We start from the raw sequence: 18,646 nt of genomic DNA on the forward strand, positions 1-18,646 counted from the left end.
CCGGCCCCGCCCCGGCGGCCGTTCCGCTCCGGTCGGGCGGGCCGTCCCCGCCCCGGCCCACCCGACCGGTCCCGTACCCGAAGCCGTCCCCGAAGCCGTCCCCGAAGCCGTCCCCGAAGCCGGACCCCACCAGGAGACCCGCCCCCTCATGTCCGAAGCCGTGACCTCCGACGCCACCGCCGCGGCCGCCCGCGAGCCGGACGTGGCCTCCCTGCACCACCTCTGCCGGGTCCTGGCCGAGGCCGCCGAGGCCGTCGGGGAGGCCGCGGCGCACGCTTCCGAGCTCGCGCTCGGCGGCCCGGCGGGCGGGGGCGCGCGACTGCCCGCCCCCGCCCGCCGGGCCCTGCTGCGCGCCCTCACCCACGCCGGGGGCCTCGGCTGGGCCTGGCGCGGCCGCGGACTCCTGGCCCGGGCCGGCTGGCTGGTCGGGGTGTTCACCAGCCGCGAGTCGCTGGCCGTCTCGCTCGCCGTCACCGGCCTCAAGGCCCGCATCCGAGCCGCGGCCGTCTCGCACCCCGAACTCCTCGACCACGGCGCCGCCGCCAAGGTGCTGCGCGCCATCGAGGCCGACCGGCAGACCGAGGCCGCCGGCCACTTCCGCCGGCTGATGACCGAGCGCGGGGCGGAGTACGCCCTCGCGGTCCTCGCGCCGTCGTTCACCGACCTGCTCGCCTGGAACGCGCTCACCGACGAGAACCCCTTCAACGACCGGGCCGGCTGGCAGATCGCCACCGGCCGCCCGCTCACCTCCGAGCCCCTGCTCGGCGTGGCCGCCCCCGTCTGGTCCCGCCTGGACCGCGGTCCCGGCCGCGCCGAACCGCACCGCCCCGACGCCGCCCTGCGCGAGCGGGTCGACACCTCCGGCACCATCACCGGCTACGTCCGCAACATCGGCCTCATCGGCACCGGCGGACTGCTCCTGGTCCAGCCCGTCACCGGCCCCGACGGGGTGCGCCGGTACGTCGTCCAACTCGCCGGCATGGCCCCCGGCAAGCCCAACCACGACAGCCCCCAGGACCTCATCGGGGCCATCGACGCCGTCGGCGCCGCCGAGACCCCCTACACCCGGGCCGTCACCAAGGCCCTGCGCCAGACCGTCCCCTCCGGCGCCGAACTCGCCCTCGTCGGCCACAGCCAGGGCGGCATCACCGCCATGAACCTCGCCGGCAGCCGGGACTTCACGGCCGTCTACACCGTCACGCACGTGGTCGCGATCGGCTCGCCCATCGACCACAAGCGCCCGGCCGACCCCGCGACCCGGGTGTTCTCCCTGGTCAACGAGCACGACATCGTGCCCAGCCTGGAGGGTCGGTCGGCCGTCTCGCCGTACGGACTGCCGGCCGGCTTCACCGAGTTCACCTGGACCGACGACACCCACGCCTTCCCGCTGTGCCACGCGGCCGAGCGGTACGCGCACAACCTCCGCCACGACGTCCCCGACGTGGCCGCCCGCGTCGACAAGGAGCTGGCCGCCTACCGCGGTCGCCCGGCCGCAGCCCGCTTCTTCACCCTGCACGACCGCTGAGCCCGCGGGCCTCCCCCGACCGCCCCTCCGTTCGCTCCCACCCCCGACCGCCCCTCCGTTCGCTCCCACCCCCGTCCCACCCGACCGCCCCGCCGCCGCCCCCGACCCGCTGAGGATGACACCGCCCATGACCGCCACCCCCGACGCAGCAGCCGCGGACGAAGCCGCGGACCGGTCCGCCGACGCCCGCTCCGCCGTCCCCGGCCCGCGCACCCCCGCCTCCGGCGCCCCCACGCCGCCCCCCTACCCCCCGCCCGGCCCGCTGGAGCGGTTCGGCTCCGCCGCCTTCGCCCGCGTCAACCGGACCCGCGAGTGGTGGGAGCTGCCCGGCCCGCTCGCCCTGTTGAACCTCCGCGTGCTCCGCGACGACCTGCGCCGCGAGAACCTGTACGACACCTACGGCGCCGGCGGCGAACGCCCCCGCCGCGCCCCCCGGCGCCTCGCCCCGTACCGCTCGTACGACGGATCGGGCTACGACCCGCACGACGAGGACATGGGCCGGGCCGGCACCCGGCTGGACCGCAACGCCCCCCTCGCCCTGTCCCATCCGGACGACGACGGCGACCTGATGGACCCGAGCCCGCGCGAGATCAGCCGGCAGCTGCTCGCCCGCCGCTCCTTCACCCCGGCGCCCACCCTGAACCTGCTGGCCGCCGCCTGGATCCAGTTCCAGAACCACGGCTGGGCCAACCACGGCGACAACGAGGAGGCCGAGCCCTTCACCGTCCCGCTCGCCGCGGACGACGACTGGGCGGGGGAGTGCCCGATGCGGATCCGCCGCACCCGCCCCGACCCCGTCGCCCACACCACGCCCGACGCCCCGCCGACGTACGAGAACACCGTCACGCACTGGTGGGACGGCTCCCAGATCTACGGCAGCGACGAGGCGCGCTGCCGTTCCCTGCGCACCGGCGAACGCGGCAAGCTGATCCTGGTCGACGGCCGGCTGCCGGCCGACCCCCGCCCGGGCCTGGACTGCCTGGACGCCACCGGCTTCAACAGCGACTACTGGGTCGGCCTCTCGCTGCTCCACACCCTCTTCGCCAAGGAGCACAACGCGATCTGCGACCTGCTCGCCGCCCAGCACCCCACCTGGGACGACGAGCGGACCTTCCACACCGCCCGACTGGTCAACACCGCCCTCATGGCGAAGATCCACACGGTGGAGTGGACCCCCGGCATCCTCGACACGCCCGTGCTGCGCCGCGCGATGAACGCCAACTGGTACGGCGTACTGCCCCGCTGGGTCACCCGGCAGTTCGGCCGGATCGGCGCGGGGGAGATGCTCAGCGGGATCCTCGGCTCCCCGACCGACCACCACGCGGCGCCCTTCTCGATGACCGAGGAGTTCGTCTCCGCCTACCGGCTGCACCCGCTGATCCCCGACGAGATCACCCTCCGGGACCACCGGGCCGGCGGCGTGCTCAAGACCGTCGGCTTCGACGCGGTGCAGGGCGCCACCACCCGCACCGCCGTCGACGACCACGGCATGAGCGACCTCCTCTACACCTTCGGCACCGAGCACCCCGGCGCACTGGTCCTGCACAACCACCCCGACGCGCTGCGGAACCTGGCCCGGCTCTCCGGCGAGCACATCGACCTGGCCACGGTCGACGTCCTGCGCGACCGCGAGCGCGGCATCCCCCGCTACAACGCCTACCGGCGCATGCTCCGCAAGCGGCCGGTCACCTCCTTCGAGGAGCTCACCGGCGGGCACCCCGGGGACACCCCGCTGCTGAGGGAGGTCTACGAGGGCCGGCTCGACCGGGTCGACACCCTGGTCGGCAACCTCGCCGAGCCGCGGCCGGCCGGCTTCGGCTTCAGCGACAGCCTCTTCCGCATCTTCATCCTGATGGCCAGCCGACGGCTCAAGAGCGACCGGTTCTTCACCACCGACTACCGGCCCGAGGTCTACACACCCGAGGGGCTGGAGTGGATCGACCGCAACACCATGGTCACCGTCCTGCTGCGGCACCACCCGGAGCTCGGCCCGGCCCTGGCCGGCGTCGACAACGCCTTCGCCCCCTGGAAGGGCCTGTGACCACGATCCCGGGCCCGCGCGCCGGGGCCCCGACCGCGCCGGGCGGGACGGCCACCGGCGGCCACCGGCCCCCGGGCGCCGCCCTGCGCGCCCACGCCGAGTCCCTGCGGACCCAGGCCGACCGCCTCCGCGCGGCCGTCGACGCCCTCGCCTGGACCGGCCCGGACGCCGACGCCCTCCGCGCCCGCGTCACCGCCCTCGCCACCCGCTGCGACAGGGCGGCGACCGACCTGGCCCGGAGCGCGGAACTGGTGTAGCCGCTTCCCGACCGAGGTCCGCACCGAGTGGCTGCGGTCACGCGCCGCTGCGAACCGTTCAGGGCGTCAGGCGCGGTCCGTCGGCCTCCTCCAGCGCCGCCAGCGCGGGGTCGAGGACGATGTCCTCGCCGCGCGCCCCGGCCGCGGTGGTCGGCTCCTCCGGGAAGTGGCAGGCCGTCAGGTGCCCCTCCCGGTTGCCCTCGATCCGTACCAGCGGCGGCTCCTCGGCCGCGCACTTCTCCCGCGCCTTCCAGCAGCGGGTGCGGAACCGGCAGCCCGAGGGCGGGTCCACCGGCGAGGGCACGTCCCCGGCGAGCCGGATCCGCTCCCGGGCCGCGTGCTCGTCGTCGTCGGTCAGCGCGGCCTCGGGCACCGCCGACAGCAGCGCGTGCGTGTACGGGTGCCGCGGCCGCAGGTAGATCGAGTCCCGGTCGCCCACCTCGATGATCTTCCCGAGGTACATCACGGCCAGCCGCTGCGAGAAGTGCCGTACGACCGCCAGGTCGTGGGCGATGAACACGAAGGCGATGCCCAGCTCCCGCCGCAGCTCCTGGAGCAGGTTGACCACCTGCGCCTGGATGGAGACGTCGAGCGCCGACACCGGCTCGTCGGCCACGATCAGGCGCGGTTCCAGGGCGAGGGCCCGGGCCACCCCGATGCGCTGGCGCTGGCCGCCGGAGAACTCGTGCGGGAAGCGGTTGTAGTGCTCGGGGTTGAGCCCCACCGTCTCCAGCAGCTCCCGGACCCGCCGCTCGCGCCCGCCCGGCGGCTCGATGCCGTTGATCTCCATCGGGCCGCGGATGATGGTGCCGACCGTCTGGCGGGGGTTCAGCGACGAGTACGGGTCCTGGAAGATCATCTGGATCTCGGAGCGGACCGGGGCCAGTCGGCGGCGTCCGGCATGCGTGATGTCCCGTCCGCGGTACTCGATCGAGCCCGCGGTCGGCTCCAGCAGCCGGGTGAGCAGCCGGCCCGTCGTCGACTTCCCGCACCCGGACTCGCCGACCAGGCCGAAGCTCTCGCCCGCGTGCACGGTCAGGTCGATCCCGTCCACGGCCTGGACGGCGCCGACCCGGCGCTTGAAGGGGAAGCCGCCCATGATCGGGAAGTGCTTGGTCAGGCCCCGGGCCACCAGCAGCGGCTCGCCCACGGCCGGCGCGGCCGGCGCCCCGGCCGCGGCCGGGGCGGCTGGGGACGGCGCCGCGGCCGGCCCCGGTCCGGACTGCGGCGGCACGCCGCCGGCGGCCGGCTCCGCCCCGGCCGGCTTCCGCTGCGCGGGCAGGGTGGTCTCTTCGCTCATGGCCTCTGGCTCCTCGGTGCCCGGCCGAGCCGGGGCAGGATCTGCTCGGTGAACAGGGTCCGCTGCTGCTCGTCGGTCAGGTGGCAGGCGCCCGCCCGCCCGTCGGCCAGCACCGGCCGCTCGCTCGCGCACCGGCCCCCGCCCACCTGCGCGGTGAAGCCGCAGCGGGGGTGGAAGGCGCAGCCGGAGGGCGGGTCCAGCAGACTGGGCGGACTGCCCGGGATCGGGCTCAGCGCGCAGGTGTCGACGTCCGAGCCGAGCCGGGGCATCGAGCCGAGCAGGCCCCACGTGTACGGGTGCCGGGGCGCCCGCAGCACCTCGCGCACCGGGCCGCGCTCGACCGCCCGGCCCCCGTACATCACGAGGATGTCGTCGGCGGTGTTGGCGATCACCCCGAGGTCGTGGGTGATGAAGATGATCGCGCTGCCGAACTCCTGCTGGAGGTCGCGCAGCAGGTCCAGGATCTGGGCCTGCACGGTGACGTCCAGGGCGGTGGTCGGCTCGTCCGCGATCAGCAGGTCGGGGTTGCAGACCAGGGCCATCGCGATCATCGCGCGCTGCCGCATGCCGCCGGAGAACTGGTGCGGGTAGTCCTTGGCGCGCAGCGCCGGCTGCGGGATGCCGACCTTGGCCAGCATCTCCACCGCCCGCGCCCAGGCCTCGCGGCGGGAGGCGCCGGTGTGCTTCATGTACGGCTCGGCGATCTGGCGGCCGATCGTGTAGTACGGCGAGAGGGCGGTGAGCGCGTCCTGGAAGATCATCGCCATCTTGTTCCCGCGCAGCTTCTCCAGCGTCCGCTCCGGGGCGCCGGTCAGCTCCTGCCCGTCGAGCACGATCTCCCCGGCGACCTCCGTGAACTGCGGGTTGTGCAGCCCGAGCACGGTCAGGTTGGTCACGGACTTGCCGGATCCGGACTCGCCGACGATGCCGAGGGTCCGGCCGCGCTCCAGCTCGAAGGACAGCCCGTCCACGGCCTTGACGACGCCGTCCTCGGTCGAGAAGCGCACGTACAGGTCGCGCACCGAGAGGAAGGCGCCCGTGTCCCCCGCGGCGGCCCCGCCCGCTTCCTTGGTCAGAGTGGTCACTTCGGCGTCCCCTAGGCCAGCCGCACGCGCGGGTCGATGAACGCGTACAGGGCGTCCACGATGATGTTGAAGAGCAGGATCATGGCGGCGCCGAAGAGCATCACGCCCAGCAGCAGCGGCAGGTCGGAGTCGGTCACGGCGTGCACCGAGAGGTTGCCCAGGCCCGTGAGGCCGAAGGTGTACTCGGTGATGATCGCGCCGCCGAGCAGACTGCCCAGGTCGATGCCGAAGATGGTGATGATCGGTACGAGGGAGCCGCGCCAGGCGTAGCGGAAGAACACGTACCGGCCGGACATGCCCTTCGCGCGGGCGGTCTTCACGTGCTCCTCCTGGAGCTGCTCGACCATCGTGGAGCGCGCCATGCGGGTGTAGTTGCCGGTGAAGATGGTGGACAGGATCACCCACGGCAGCAGCAGGCCGGTGAACCAGGCCACCGGGTTCTCGGTGAGGTCCGTGTACTTGGGCTCGGGCAGCAGCTCGGTCTGGAAGACCAGCACCGCCAGCGCCATCGGTCCGAGGAAGTAGATCTGCATCGAGCTCAGGACGAGCGAGCCGCCGCTGAAGACCTTGTCGGTGAGGGTGCCGCGGCGCCAGGCCGAGACCATCCCGGTGCCCAGGCCCACGAGCAGGAAGCACACCGACGAGCCCACGGTCAGCGACAGGGTGACCGGGAAGCGGTCCAGCAGCAGGTCCCAGACCGGCTCGCTCTTGGCGAACGAGTAGCCGAAGCACGGTGCGGGGCACGGCCCGAGGTCGAAGTCGCGGCCGGCGAACAGGCCCTTGAGGAACTCCCAGTACTGGACCGGGACCGGTTCGTCGATGCCGAGGTTCTTGTGGATCACCGCGAGCGCGTCCGGCGTGCAGGTCTTGCCGCAGGCGAGCAGGGCGGGGTCGTGCGGGATCGCGAAGAAGAGGTAGAAGGTGAAGACGCTGATCAGCAGCAGGATCACGACGGAGCCGAGGGTCCGGCGGATGAGGAAGCGCAGCATGGTGGTCGGCAGCTCCCGGCGGCGGCGGTGGGCGGAGGGGGGTGGCGGGGCGGCCGGGGCGGCCACCCCGCCGGGAGCCTTACTTCAGGAAGAGCTTGCGCGGGTCGATGCCGCCGATGACGTCGTCGTAGACGACGCCGCCGACGCCCGAGCCGGCGATCTGCACCTGCTTGTAGTAGCCGGTGGGCACGACGTTGACCACCTCGGAGAGCAGGTACTCGTTGACCTTGTTCCACTCCTTGGCGGCCTGGACGGCGTCCGTGATCCCGTTGATCCGGTCGATGTCCGCGTTCACCTTGGGGTCGTTGACCTGCGAGTAGTTCTGCGCGCCGTCCTGGATCTGGCGGCCGTCGTACAGCGGCGGGATGACGGTGGAGGCCGAGGGCCAGTCCGCGCCCCAGGCGGTGTGGAAGATGTCGTACTTGTTGTTCACCTTGCTGATGACGTCGTAGTACGTGTCCTTCGGGATCTCCTGGCGCTGGACGTCGAAGCCGGCCTTCTTCAGGCCCTCGGCCATCGCGTTGGAGTACTGCTGGCCCTCGGGGGTGTTGATGTAGCCGAAGGTCAGCTTCAGACCGGTCTTGCCGGCCTCCTCCAGGAGCTTCTTGGCCTTCGCCGGGTCACCCGCCGGCTTCTTCTTCTTGCCGAACGGGTCGGACTCGGCGTAGCCGCTGACGGTCGGCGAGATCAGGCCGCCCGCGATGGCCATGGCGTCCTCGCCGCCGTACGCGCGGACGAAGGGCGAGACCGGCAGCGCGTAGGCGATGGCCCGGCGCACCCGGACGTCCTTGAGCTCCGGCTTGCTCGTGTTGATGTTCATCTGGCCGACGTACGGCTGGAAGCCGTCCACCGAGCGGGCCTTGAGCTTGGCGTCCGCGTGCAGCTTGGCCAGGTTGGTGGCGTCCACCTGGTTGGTGAAGCTGAGGGCGGTGCGGTTCTCGCCGGTGTCCGCGATGAGGCGGCGGCTGGAGTCCTCGTACTGGTGGTTGAAGGTGATGTCGAACTCGTCCACGTACGCGGTGCGGATCGGGTCCGTCCTCGGGTCCCAGTTCTCGTTGCGCACGAGCGTCATGGACTTGTCGGCCTTGAATTCCTTGATCTTGTACGGGCCCGTGGTGACGGGGGCCTTGTCGTACGCCTTCTGCGTGTCGCCCTTCATGGAGACGACGCTGTAGCCGGCCATGGCCAGGGCGTAGGGCAGGTCGCCCTTGGGCTTGGCGAAGTGGAAGACGATCGTCTTGTCGTCCGGGGTGTCCAGGACGGACGCGGGCAGGTGGGCCCCCTTGTACGGGCCGTCCGGCAGCAGCTTGCGGTACTCGGCGCCCGGCTTGTCGGCCATCCACTGCTGGACGTACGTCGGGCCCTCGGTGATGACCTGGGAGAACAGCCGCTCGAAGGTGTGGCGGACGTCCTTGGCGGTGATGGGCGTGCCGTCGGCGAACTTGATGCCGTCCTTGAGGGTGTACTTCCACGTCCGGCCGCCGTCGGAGGGCGTGCCGCTGTCGGTGGCCAGGTCGCCGACCACGGTGTGGCCCTTGCCGGTCGCGTCGGCCTTGTAGCCCGTCAGGCCGCGGTGGATCAGCTGGGACAGCACCATCTCGTCGGACACGTAGATCTGGCCCGGGTCGAGGTGCGCGAAGCTGTCGCGCTGGAACACTCTCAGCGTTCCGCCCGTCTTGGCGCCCGAGACCGCGGGGGCCGGGCCCGTGGAGTCGGCCGCCGTGCCGAACTTGATCTGGGCCTGCTGGCGCTGGGCGTTGTCCTTGTCCTTGGCGCCGTCGTCGCCGTCGTCCCCGCCGCCGCTGCCGCCGCAGCCGGTGAGCGCGAGCGCTCCGGCGGCGATCACCGTGATGGCGGCGTACGCCCTGCGTCCACCTTGAGGAGTCACTGGTTCCACCTGTCCGTCCGTCGTCGTCGAGGGATCTAGGGGTGTGCGTGTGACGTGGGCCGACCCGGTCCGGGGCGGGCGGGCGCCCGTCCGGCGGTCGGGTCGGCGCCCGGCGCCGGCTAGCGCGCGGCCTTGGGATCGAAGGCGTCCCGGACCGAGTCGCCGAGCAGGTTGAAGGCCACGATGAAGACGATCATCGCGACGCCGGGGAAGAACATGTACGTCAGGTCGCCCTCGTAGACGGACGCCGCCTTGGCGAACATCGCGCCCCAGTCCGGGGTGGGTTCGACCACCCCGACGCCGAGGAAGGACAGGCCCGCCTCCGCGGTGACGAAGTTGGGCAGCATGAAGGTGCCCTGGACGAGGATCGGCGTGACGAGGTTCGGCAGGATCTCCCTGCGGATGATCCGCCAGGGCGAGGCGCCGCTGACCTTGGCGGCCTCGATGAACTCCCGCTCCCGCAGGGTCAGCGTCGTGCCCCGCAGCAGGCGGGCCAGGCCCATCCAGCCGAGGAACCACTGCACGGCGATGAGCGCGACCACGCGCACGTACGTCGGTGTCTCGTCGCGCGGGTCGACGAAGAGCGAGACCACGACCGGCATGGACGCGATGAAGAACAGCTGCGCCGGGAAGGCCAGCAGCAGGTCGATCGTGCGGCCGATCCAGTAGTCCGTACGGCCGCCCAGGTAGCCGGCGGCCACGCCGAGCAGGATGCCGGTGAGCACGGTGGCCACGGTCACCGCCAGCGAGATCATCAGCGAGGTGCGGATCCCGTAGAGCAGCTTGGTGAACACGTCGTAGCCGTTGCCGGGTTCGAGCCCGAACCAGAACTCGGAGCTGATCCCCCCGTTGGGCCCGACCGGCGTGCCGGCGCTGTCGAACAGGTCCATGCGCTCGTCGGCCCAGACGGTGTACGGGTCCTTGCCGTACAGCGCGGAGATGACCGGCGCCAGCAGGCCGACGGCGAAGAAGAACAGCACCACGTACGCCGAGACGACTCCGGTGCGGTCGCGGCGGAACCGCCGCCACATGAGCTGCCCGGGCGAGCGCCCGGCGAGCTCCCGGGCCCCCGCGGGGTCGACGGGCGCGAGCGGATCCTGTGGAGGCGTCGAGGACGCTCCGGGTAAGGCTTGGGAAGGACTCGACATCGCCGGCGGCTCCCCGCGGTCGGTGTGGGAATTGAGCGGAACTCTCTTCACGCGGAGCGGGCCAGTCAAGGGGGGCGGACAGGTTGGGTGTGGCGAACGCCACAACTTGAGGAAAGGGTGCTCCGATCGCCGCCGTAATGTGCTTGACGGAGCGTCAGGCCATGCGGACATGGGCGATAAATACCCATGAAGTTCGTTAACACGCAGGCAACTTGACTGTCGCAACACCGATATACGGACCGGCGAACCTGGACAGCGTACGGCCGTGCGGGTGCCGTCGGCCGACCGGGAGGTGCGAACCGCCCGGTCGGCCATCCGCGCGCCGCCGTCCGCAACCGCGCGCCCCCTCCGCTCCAGCGCCATGCGCCCCCTCGTGCACCCGTGCTCCGACGGATGTCCGGCCACGGATAGCTATGATCCGTAGCGCATGGTGGGTATGACTCCGCCACGTGCGACTTCCACGGGCGGCTCGTGCGCCCGTGGCGAGCCGCCGCGCGTCATGAACGCTGTCCGGGTCCGTGAACAGATGTGGAGGTGAACCGCCGTGGCACTCTCGATTTCGGCGGTGGTGCTGCTGGCGATCATCGTCTTCCTGCTGGTCCGCAAGTCGGGCCTGAAGGCGGGTCACGCATTCGTCTGCATGCTCCTCGGGTTCTACCTCGCCAGCTCCACCATCGCCCCGACCGTCCGCGAACTCACCACGAACGTGGCGGGCATGATCAGCGGCCTGAAGTTCTGAGGTCCGCCTCGTAGGCTGTTCTCCATGAACGGTCTTCCCGCCCGGCGCATGCTGCTGGTGCACGCGCACCCCGACGACGAGTCGATCAACAACGGCGTCACCATGGCCAAGTACGCGGCCGAAGGCGCGCACGTCGCGCTGGTGACCTGCACCCTGGGCGAGGAGGGCGAGGTCATCCCGGCCGAGCTGGCCCACCTGGCGGCCGACCGGGACGACACCCTCGGCGCGCACCGGGTCGGCGAACTGGCCGCGGCCATGGCCGAACTCGGCGTCACCGACCACGGCTTCCTGGGCGGGCCGGGGCGCTTCCGCGACTCCGGGATGATGGGCGTCGCGCAGAACCGGCGCCCCGGTGCGTTCTGGAACACCGACGTGGACGACGCCGCCCCGTACCTCGTCGAGGTGATCCGCCGGATCCGCCCCCAGGTGCTCGTCACGTACGACCCCCACGGCGGCTACGGCCACCCCGACCACATCCAGGCGCACCGCGTCGCCATGCGCGCGGCGGAACTCGCCGCCGAGAAGGCCTTCCGGCGCGACCTGGGGGAGGCGCACGAGATCGCCAAGATCTACTGGAACCGCATTCCGCGCTCCGTGGTCGAGGCCGGCTTCGAGCGGTTGCGGGCAAAGGGTCAGGAATCCCCTATGCCGGGCATCGCGGCCGTGGAGGACGTACCGGGAGTCGTGGACGACGACCGCATCACCGCCGAGATCGGGGGCGCGCAGTACGGCGCCGCCAAGGCGGCCGCCATGCGCGCGCACGGCACGCAGATCGCCGTCGACGGCCCCTTCTTCGCGCTCTCCAACGACCTGCTCCAGCCGCTGTTCACCACCGAGTTCTACGAGCTCGCCGTCGGGCGCTCCGGCGCGCCGGCCGGCGAGCGGGAGCAGGACCTGTTCGCGGGGGTGGACGCGTGAGCGGCGGTGGGCGGGCGCGGGCGGGCAGCGGCACGGCCGGCTCCGCGGGTGCGTCCGGCGGGCCCCGGGCGGGCGGTCAGGGGTGGGCGGCGCCCATCGGCCCCCTCCGCATCCTCCTCGCCCTGGGGCTGCTCGTCCTGGGCGCGCTCGTCGGGATCGCCGGCGCCCTCGTCGTCGAGGCCTGGCCCCCCGGCGGTCTGGTGCTCGCCCTGCTCGCAAGCCTCGGCTGCTTCATGGGCGCCCGGATCGCCACCGGCGGTGCGCTCGGCGTCGGCGCGGCGGCCACCGGATGGCTGATCGCGTTCATGTGGCTGTCCGCGCCCCGTGCGGAAGGTGACACCGTGTTCGTTGCCGGAATCAGCACGTATGTGTACATGGTGGGTGGAATCGTCGCCGCTGTGATCTGCGCCACCCTGCGCGGTACGGTCCACCGTCGGGTTTGAGCCGTCCGAACCGGCAGATGACGTGGCGTTCGGGCCGACGCCGGGTCCGCGTGCGGGGGTTGCGGAGCGCGCCCCCGTGCGCCCCTCCGGCCACCAAGCGGAACCGGGCTTCACCCAGGGGTCAGTTGCGTTCGCGCAGCGGCCAGTATGGTGGACCGCGCCGCCGAGCTGCCCGCGCACGGTATGACGGGCGGCGGAGCAAACCGGGAGAACCTGCCTTGAGTCGTGAAACTGACAGTTCGTCCTCCGGGCCCCCGGGCCGCGGCGGAGCCGCCTACCCGTCGGGTACGCCGCCGTACGGATCCCGCCAGTACGCGTCCACGGACACCGGATCCCGCGATCCGGAGGAGCAAACGATGACTTCGAAGCCCGCGCCGTCCTCCCAGGACGCGGACGAGCCCAAGACCGAGACCACGCTGACCACCCGGATCCGCATCAACATCCCGGGTTCGCGTCCGATCCCGCCCGTGGTGGTCCGCAAGCCCGTCTCGTCCGATTCCGCCACCACGGACCCGGAACCGGCCGCTGCCTCTGACGCGTCCATGCCCGAGGAGTCCACCGCGGCCCCGGCCCCGGCCGCCGAGCCGAAGGCCGAGGCCAGCGGCTGGTTCGCCCCGCGCAAGAACCTGGGCCAGGCCCCGGTGCGGCGCCCCGCCCTTCCGGGCCCGGGCGCCGGCCCCGCTGCCACGCCCCCTGCGGGGGGCGCTGACAACGGGGGAGAGGACATGAACGGATCGGCACCGGGCGGCCAACGCCCTGGAGCCCCGCGCGCGAGCCTGCCGCAGCGCCCCGTCGGGCGCGCGGGCGCGCCCGGGGCGCCCCGCACGGGCGCGGCCGGCGGCTTCGGCGCCGGCAGCCCCGGCGCGGGCACCGCGGCGGGCCCGGCGGGCGCCGCGGGCAACGGCTTCGCGCCCGGCGCACCGGGTCCCGCGGCACCCGGCCCCGGCGCACCGGCGGGCCGACTGCCCGTGCGCGGCCCCGGCGGCCCGGCCGCCGGCCCCGGCGCGCGCGGTGGCGCCCCCGGACGCCTCGGCCCGGGCGGTCGTCCCGGCGCCCCGGCGGGCCCGGGCGCTCCCGCGGCTCCCGGCAACGACTTCGCGCCCGGCGGCCCCGCTGCCGGCATGCCCCAGCCCGGTGGGAACTTCGGCCCCGGCGGCCCCGGTGCTCCGGGCGTCCCGGGTGCTCCCGGCGTCCCCGCCGGTCCGGGCATGCCCGGCGGTCCGGGTGCCCCCGCGGGTCCGGGCGGCTTCGTACCCGGTGGCCCCGGTGCTCCGGGAGTGCCGGGTGCCCCGAGCGCCCCGGCCGGTCCCGGCGCCGACTTCGGCCCCGGTGGCGACTTCGGCCCCGGCCGCGGTGCCGGCGCCCCGCTGAACGGGGCCGGCCCCGCCGGCCCCACCACGGGTCCCGGGTACGGCACGATGCCGGTCGCCCCCCGTGTCGAGGACGAGGCCGCGGCGTACGGCTCGCAGTGGCCCGGCCCGGAGTTCGCCGACGACGCGCCCACCAGTGCCCTTCCGACGGTCCCGCCGCCGGGACCGCAGGGCCCCCGGCCGGGGGTCCCGCAGGCGGTCCCGCAGTCCGGTCCCGACGTGGACAACCCCGCCCTGACGACGCCCGGGCAGCCGCCCCGGCGCCCGATGCCCAAGGCCAAGAAGGCGGCGGCGGCCCGCAAGGGCGGCTCCAAGATCGTGCTGGCCTGCTCCGGCGTGGTGGCCCTGCTCGGCGTCGCGTACGGCGCCGGCCTGCTGCTCAACCACTCCGACGTGCCCAAGGGCACCACGGTGCTCGGCGTCGACATCGGCGGCACCAAGGAGGAGGCGCTCGGCCGTCTCGACGAGGCCTTCGGCACCCGTGCCACCACCCCGATCCGGCTCACGGTCGGCGGCAAGCAGGTCGAGCTCCGGCCCGAGCGGGCCGGCCTGACGCTCGACGCGCAGACCACCGTCCGCAACGCCGAGGGCAGCGACTACAACCCGCTGTCCGTCATCGGCTCGCTGTTCGGCAACGACCGCGTCGCCGAGCCGGTCCTGCCGGTCGACGACGAGAAGCTGCTGGCCGCCCTCACCGACCTCGCGGGCTCGGCCGGTTCCGTCGTCGAGGGCACGATCAAGTTCGAGCCGAACAAGGTGACGGCGGTCCCCGGCAAGGCCGGCACGACCCTCGACGTCGACAAGTCGGCCGCGGCCGTCAAGGCGGCGTTCCGGACCCAGTTGGAGACCGGCAAGGCCCCCGCCGTGGAGCTGCCCGTCACCACCAGGGAGCCGGTCGTCGACCAGGCCGAGCTGGACCGGATGATGGAGGCGTTCGCCAAGCCCGCCATGTCCGCCCAGGTGGTCATCAAGGCGGGCCCGAAGTCCATCCCGTTCGGCCCCGCCCGCTCCCTGCCCAAGATCCTCGGCGTCAAGGTCGTGGACGGGCACCTGGAGGAGACGTACGACCTGGAGGCCCTCAAGGAGCTGTACGGGGACACCTTCGACGGCGTCCTGATCACGCGCGCCGAAGGGAAGACCCCGGTCACCCCGCAGGACGTGGTGGTGGCGCTCCGCAAGGCCCTGCACGGCAAGACCGCAGCGGAGCGGGTCGGCGTCATCGAGACCGACCCGAGCTGACCCACGCACCACGCACCACGCACCACGGGGCGGCCCCCGCACGGCCACGGCCCACGGCCGCGCACCGTACGACAGAGCCCCCGCCGGCACCCGGCGGGGGCTCCGCCGTGCGCACCGGCAGGCCGTCACCCCGTCGGCATGACATCTGTCATGCCGGACCGACGACGCCCGACACTGCCGCCGGGACCCCTCCGCGGGCGAGTCTTGGGCCATGACGACGACGACCGTGAAGAGCACCGCCACCTCCGTGGTGCACTTCGAGAACGTGACCAAGAGTTACGGCCCCGTCCGCGCGGTCGACGGCCTCTCCCTCGAACTCCACGCAGGGGAGACCGTCGCCCTGCTCGGCCCCAACGGCGCGGGCAAGTCCTCCACCCTGGACCTGCTGCTCGGCCTCCGCACCCCCGACTCCGGCACCGTCCGCCTCTTCGGCGGCACCCCCCAGCAGGCCATCTCCGGCGGCCGGGTCGGCGCCATGCTGCAGAGCGGCGGCCTCATGGAGGAGGTCACCGTCCGCGAACTGGTCTCCCTCGGCTGCTCGCTGCACCCGAAGGCGCACCCGGTCGACGAGGTGCTCGCCCGGGCCGGCGTCACCGAGATCGCCGACCGCCGGGTCGACAAGCTCTCCGGCGGCCAGGAGCAGCGCGTCCGCTTCGCCCTCGCCACCGCCGGGGCCAACGACCTGATCGTGCTCGACGAGCCGACCACGGGCATGGACGTCACCTCCCGGCAGGCCTTCTGGGCCACCATGCGGGAGCAGGCCGACCAGGGGCGCACGGTCCTCTTCGCCACCCACTACCTCGAGGAGGCGGACGCGATCGCCGACCGCGTCCTGGTCCTGCACCGCGGCCGGCTCCTCGCGGACGGCACCGCCGCCGAGATCAAGGCCCGCGCCGGCGCCCGCCGGATCTCCTTCGACCTGACCGACCCCGTCGACGAGGACGCCCTGCGCCGGCTGCCGTTCCTCACGCGGCTCGAGGTCAACGGCCGTACGGTCCGCCTGCAGTCCGCCGACGCGGACGCCACCGTGCACGCCGTCTACGCCGCCGGCCTCTACCCCCGCAACCTGGAAGTCGCCGGGCTGGGCCTGGAGCAGGCCTTCATCGCCCTCACCGAGGCCGAGGAGGCCCGCTCATGAGCACCGCACTGGTCCGCCTGGAGATCACCCGGGCGCTGCGCAACAAGAAGTTCCTGTTCTTCACCGTCATCTACCCGGCGGCGCTGTTCCTGATGATCGGCGGCACCCAGAACGGCAAGATCCCGGTCTTCGGCACCGAGCTCACCATGGCCGCCTTCTACATGGTCGCCATGGCCTCGTTCGGCGCCCTGACCGCGGTCCTGATGGGCAACAGCGAGCGCATCGCCAAGGAGCGCGAGAAGGGCTGGGTCCGCCAGCTCCGGCTGACCGCCCTGCCCGGTCGCGGCTACGTCCTGGCGAAGATCGCCAGTGCGGCCGTGGTGAGCCTGCCGTCCATCGTGGTGGTCTTCGTCGTGGCGGCCGCCGTCAAGGGCGTCCGCTTCGACGCCTGGCAGTGGTTCGCCCTCACCGGTGCCATCTGGGCCGGCAGCCTGGTCTTCGCCGCCCTCGGCGTGGCCATCGGCTACCTGGTCAGCGGCGACACCGCCCGTCCCGTCACGATGATCATCTACTTCGGCCTGTCGATCCTCGGCGGCCTGTGGATGCCCACCACGGTCTACCCGCAGTGGCTCCAGGACATCGCCGAGTGGCTCCCCACGCACGCCTACGCCGCGCTCGGCCAGGCGATCGAGCTCGGCGACGCCCCGCACGCCAAGGACGTCGCGGTCCTCGCCGTGTACTTCGTCCTCTTCGCCGGTGGTGCCGCATGGCTCTACCGCAAGGACACACTGAAGGCATGACGGTGGACACCGCACGGGACCGGGCCGGCGCCCTCGAGGGCGCCGGCCTCGTCCGCATCGGAGAACGCCCCGTGGGGCGACGGCAGACGGTCGTGAAGTCCCTGTGGATCGGCATCTGGCTGCTGTACCTCAGCGCGCCGGTCGACGACATGATCAGCGGCGGCCACGGGCCCGGGGCGGTGACGCTCGGGGCGCTCGGCCTGGCGGCCTTCGTCGCCTGGTACCTGGTGCTCGTCTTCCGTACCGTGCGGCAGTTCGCGCCGCGGCGGGTGCTGCTCTCGCTCGCCGTCATGGCCGTGCAGGCCGGCGTGCTGTCCCTGGCCCTCGGCCGCGAGTGGCTGGTGCTCTTCGTGTACGTGGCCATCGCCTCCGGCGCCGCGCTGCCCCCGCGGTACTCCCGCTGGACGGTGCCCGGCGCCACCGCCCTGCTCGCCGTCACCGCGACGGCGGTGCCCGGCGGTGTCGAGTACCTGGTGGGACTGGTGGTGCCGGCTCTGCTCGGCGGCTTCGCGATGGTCGCCATCCGGAAGATGATCCAGACCACGGTCGAGCTGCGGGAGGCCCGGGCCACCGTCGCCGCCCTCGCGGCCAACGAGGAGCGGCTGCGGCTGGCCCGGGACCTCCATGACCTGCTCGGCCACTCGCTCTCACTCATCACGCTCAAGAGCGAGCTCGCCGGCCGCATGCTGCCCGACCACCCGGAGAAGGCCGCCCAGCAGGTGGCCGACATCGAGAAGGTCAGCCGGCAGGCGCTGGTCGACGTGCGGGAGGCCGTCAGCGGCTACCGACGGCCGACCCTGACCGCCGAGCTCGCGGGCGCCCGCACGGCACTGACGGCAGCCGGCATCGCGGCCGCGGTGCCGCTGGACCCGACGCTGCCCGAGCTGCCCGAGGAGGCGGAGTCGGCCCTGGCGTGGGCGCTGCGGGAGGCCGTCACCAACGTCGTACGGCACAGCGGCGCGCGCCGCTGCACCGTCGAGCTGGTGGCCCGGCAGACCCTCGACGGCCCCGAGGTGGAGCTGTCGGTGCGCGACGACGGCGCCGGTGGCGGACCGGTGCAGCCCGGCAACGGCCTGCACGGCCTGACGGAGCGTCTGGCGGCGGTCGGAGGGCGGCTGTCGGCGGCCCCGGCGACCGGCGGGTTCACCCTCGCGGCCCGGGTCCCGCTGCCGCAGCCCCTAGGATCGGACGCATGACCGGCACCACCCCGATCCGTGTCCTCCTGGCCGAGGACCAGTCGATGGTGCGCGAGGCGCTGGCCGCCCTGCTCGGGCTGGAGCCCGACATCGAGGTCGTGGCCCAGGTGGCGCGCGGCGACGAGGTGCTGGCGGCGGCTCGCGGCCACGACGTGAACGTGGCACTGCTCGACATCGAGATGCCGGGCCGCACCGGCATCGAGGCGGCCGCCGAGCTGCACGCCGCGCTGCCGGGGCTGAAGATCGTGGTCCTGACGACGTTCGGGCGCCCCGGCTACCTGCGCGGCGCGATGGAGGCGGGTGCCTCTGCGTTCCTCGTCAAGGACGCCCCGGCCGCCCAGCTCGCGGACGCCGTGCGCAAGGTCCTGGCGGGGGAGCGGGTCATCGACCCGACCCTCGCCGCCGCCGCCCTCGCGGAGGGCGCGAACCCCCTGACCGACCGCGAGCGCGAGGTGCTGCGGGCGGCCGGCGACGGGGCGAGCAACGCGGAACTCGCCGCCGCCCTGCACCTGTCGCAGGGCACGGTGCGCAACTACCTGTCGACGGCCATCCAGAAGCTCGCCGTGCGCAACCGGGCCGAGGCGGTGCGCATGGCCCGCGAGAAGGGCTGGCTCTGAGGGACGCCCCCTG

16 protein-coding genes are annotated in these 18,646 nt (G+C 73.3%); 11 read left to right on the forward strand and 5 right to left on the reverse strand.

The annotated features are described in order from the left end of the window. Positions 1-148: 148 nt before the first annotated feature. The 3 genes from IF43_RS0123120 (at position 149) to IF43_RS0123130 (ending at position 3,823) form a co-directional block, all read left to right on the forward strand. Positions 149-1,525, forward strand: a complete 1,377-nt coding sequence (locus IF43_RS0123120; protein ID WP_030203882.1) for a hypothetical protein — start codon at positions 149-151, stop codon at positions 1,523-1,525. A gap of 127 nt (positions 1,526-1,652) precedes the next feature. Then, positions 1,653-3,566: a peroxidase family protein gene (locus tag IF43_RS0123125; RefSeq protein WP_078910373.1), complete on the forward strand. Its 1,914-nt coding sequence runs from the start codon at positions 1,653-1,655 to the stop codon at positions 3,564-3,566. Continuing rightward, positions 3,563-3,823: a hypothetical protein gene (locus IF43_RS0123130; RefSeq protein WP_030203886.1), complete on the forward strand. Its 261-nt coding sequence runs from the start codon at positions 3,563-3,565 to the stop codon at positions 3,821-3,823. Before IF43_RS0123125 ends, IF43_RS0123130 begins: the two co-directional genes overlap by 4 nt. Before the next feature lie 58 nt (positions 3,824-3,881). Here the strand turns inward: IF43_RS0123130 and IF43_RS0123135 are convergent, their stop codons facing one another. From IF43_RS0123135 to IF43_RS0123155, 5 genes are all read right to left on the reverse strand, one after another. Then, on the reverse strand, positions 3,882-5,123 hold the full coding sequence (locus tag IF43_RS0123135; RefSeq protein ID WP_078910374.1) for an ABC transporter ATP-binding protein: 1,242 nt from the start codon (positions 5,121-5,123) through the stop codon (positions 3,882-3,884). Next, positions 5,120-6,208 carry an ABC transporter ATP-binding protein gene (locus tag IF43_RS0123140; RefSeq protein ID WP_030203893.1) on the reverse strand — a complete coding sequence of 363 codons (1,089 nt, stop codon included), beginning with the start codon at positions 6,206-6,208 and terminating at the stop codon, positions 5,120-5,122. The genes IF43_RS0123135 and IF43_RS0123140 overlap by 4 nt, the downstream gene beginning before the upstream one ends. A gap of 11 nt (positions 6,209-6,219) precedes the next feature. After that, the gene (locus IF43_RS0123145) at positions 6,220-7,197 is read right to left on the reverse strand and encodes an ABC transporter permease (protein ID WP_030203895.1); all 978 of its coding nucleotides are present in this window, start codon (positions 7,195-7,197) and stop codon (positions 6,220-6,222) included. A gap of 79 nt (positions 7,198-7,276) precedes the next feature. After that, positions 7,277-9,085, reverse strand: coding sequence for an ABC transporter substrate-binding protein (locus tag IF43_RS0123150; RefSeq protein ID WP_051795904.1), 1,809 nt, complete (start codon positions 9,083-9,085; stop codon positions 7,277-7,279). Between the two features lie 119 nt (positions 9,086-9,204). Further along, positions 9,205-10,233: an ABC transporter permease gene (locus IF43_RS0123155; protein WP_078910375.1), complete on the reverse strand. Its 1,029-nt coding sequence runs from the start codon at positions 10,231-10,233 to the stop codon at positions 9,205-9,207. Between the two features lie 544 nt (positions 10,234-10,777). On the opposite strand from IF43_RS0123155, the gene IF43_RS0123160 reads away from it, so the two are divergent. The 8 genes from IF43_RS0123160 to IF43_RS0123195 all read left to right on the forward strand — a co-directional run bounded on the left by IF43_RS0123160 (position 10,778) and on the right by IF43_RS0123195 (position 18,633). Continuing rightward, positions 10,778-10,972 carry a hypothetical protein gene (locus IF43_RS0123160; protein ID WP_030203903.1) on the forward strand — a complete coding sequence of 65 codons (195 nt, stop codon included), beginning with the start codon at positions 10,778-10,780 and terminating at the stop codon, positions 10,970-10,972. A 24-nt stretch (positions 10,973-10,996) separates the two neighbouring features. Continuing rightward, positions 10,997-11,890: an N-acetyl-1-D-myo-inositol-2-amino-2-deoxy-alpha-D-glucopyranoside deacetylase gene (gene mshB, locus IF43_RS0123165; RefSeq protein ID WP_030203906.1), complete on the forward strand. Its 894-nt coding sequence runs from the start codon at positions 10,997-10,999 to the stop codon at positions 11,888-11,890. Beyond that, positions 11,887-12,333: a DUF6113 family protein gene (locus IF43_RS0123170; RefSeq protein WP_030203908.1), complete on the forward strand. Its 447-nt coding sequence runs from the start codon at positions 11,887-11,889 to the stop codon at positions 12,331-12,333. The genes mshB and IF43_RS0123170 overlap by 4 nt, the downstream gene beginning before the upstream one ends. 356 nt (positions 12,334-12,689) lie before the next feature. After that, a complete protein-coding gene (locus IF43_RS0123175; protein WP_051795907.1) occupies positions 12,690-14,942 on the forward strand; it encodes a peptidoglycan binding domain-containing protein in 2,253 nt (750 codons plus the stop codon). 211 nt (positions 14,943-15,153) lie between these two features. Then, positions 15,154-16,080, forward strand: a complete 927-nt coding sequence (locus tag IF43_RS0123180) for an ABC transporter ATP-binding protein (protein WP_030203912.1) — start codon at positions 15,154-15,156, stop codon at positions 16,078-16,080. Continuing rightward, complete coding sequence (locus IF43_RS0123185) at positions 16,077-16,820, forward strand: ABC transporter permease (protein WP_030203915.1); 744 nt, start codon at positions 16,077-16,079, stop codon at positions 16,818-16,820. Before IF43_RS0123180 ends, IF43_RS0123185 begins: the two co-directional genes overlap by 4 nt. Beyond that, positions 16,817-18,016, forward strand: coding sequence for a sensor histidine kinase (locus IF43_RS0123190; protein ID WP_051795909.1), 1,200 nt, complete (start codon positions 16,817-16,819; stop codon positions 18,014-18,016). The genes IF43_RS0123185 and IF43_RS0123190 overlap by 4 nt, the downstream gene beginning before the upstream one ends. Further along, positions 18,013-18,633 (forward strand): response regulator, encoded by a 621-nt coding sequence (locus tag IF43_RS0123195; RefSeq protein WP_030203919.1) that lies wholly within the window; start codon positions 18,013-18,015, stop codon positions 18,631-18,633. The genes IF43_RS0123190 and IF43_RS0123195 overlap by 4 nt, the downstream gene beginning before the upstream one ends. The last annotated feature ends 13 nt before the right edge of the window (positions 18,634-18,646 follow it).

This window comes from Streptomyces sp. NRRL S-87 (genome assembly GCF_000719335.1).
Taxonomy (GTDB): Bacteria; Actinomycetota; Actinomycetes; order Streptomycetales; family Streptomycetaceae; genus Streptomyces.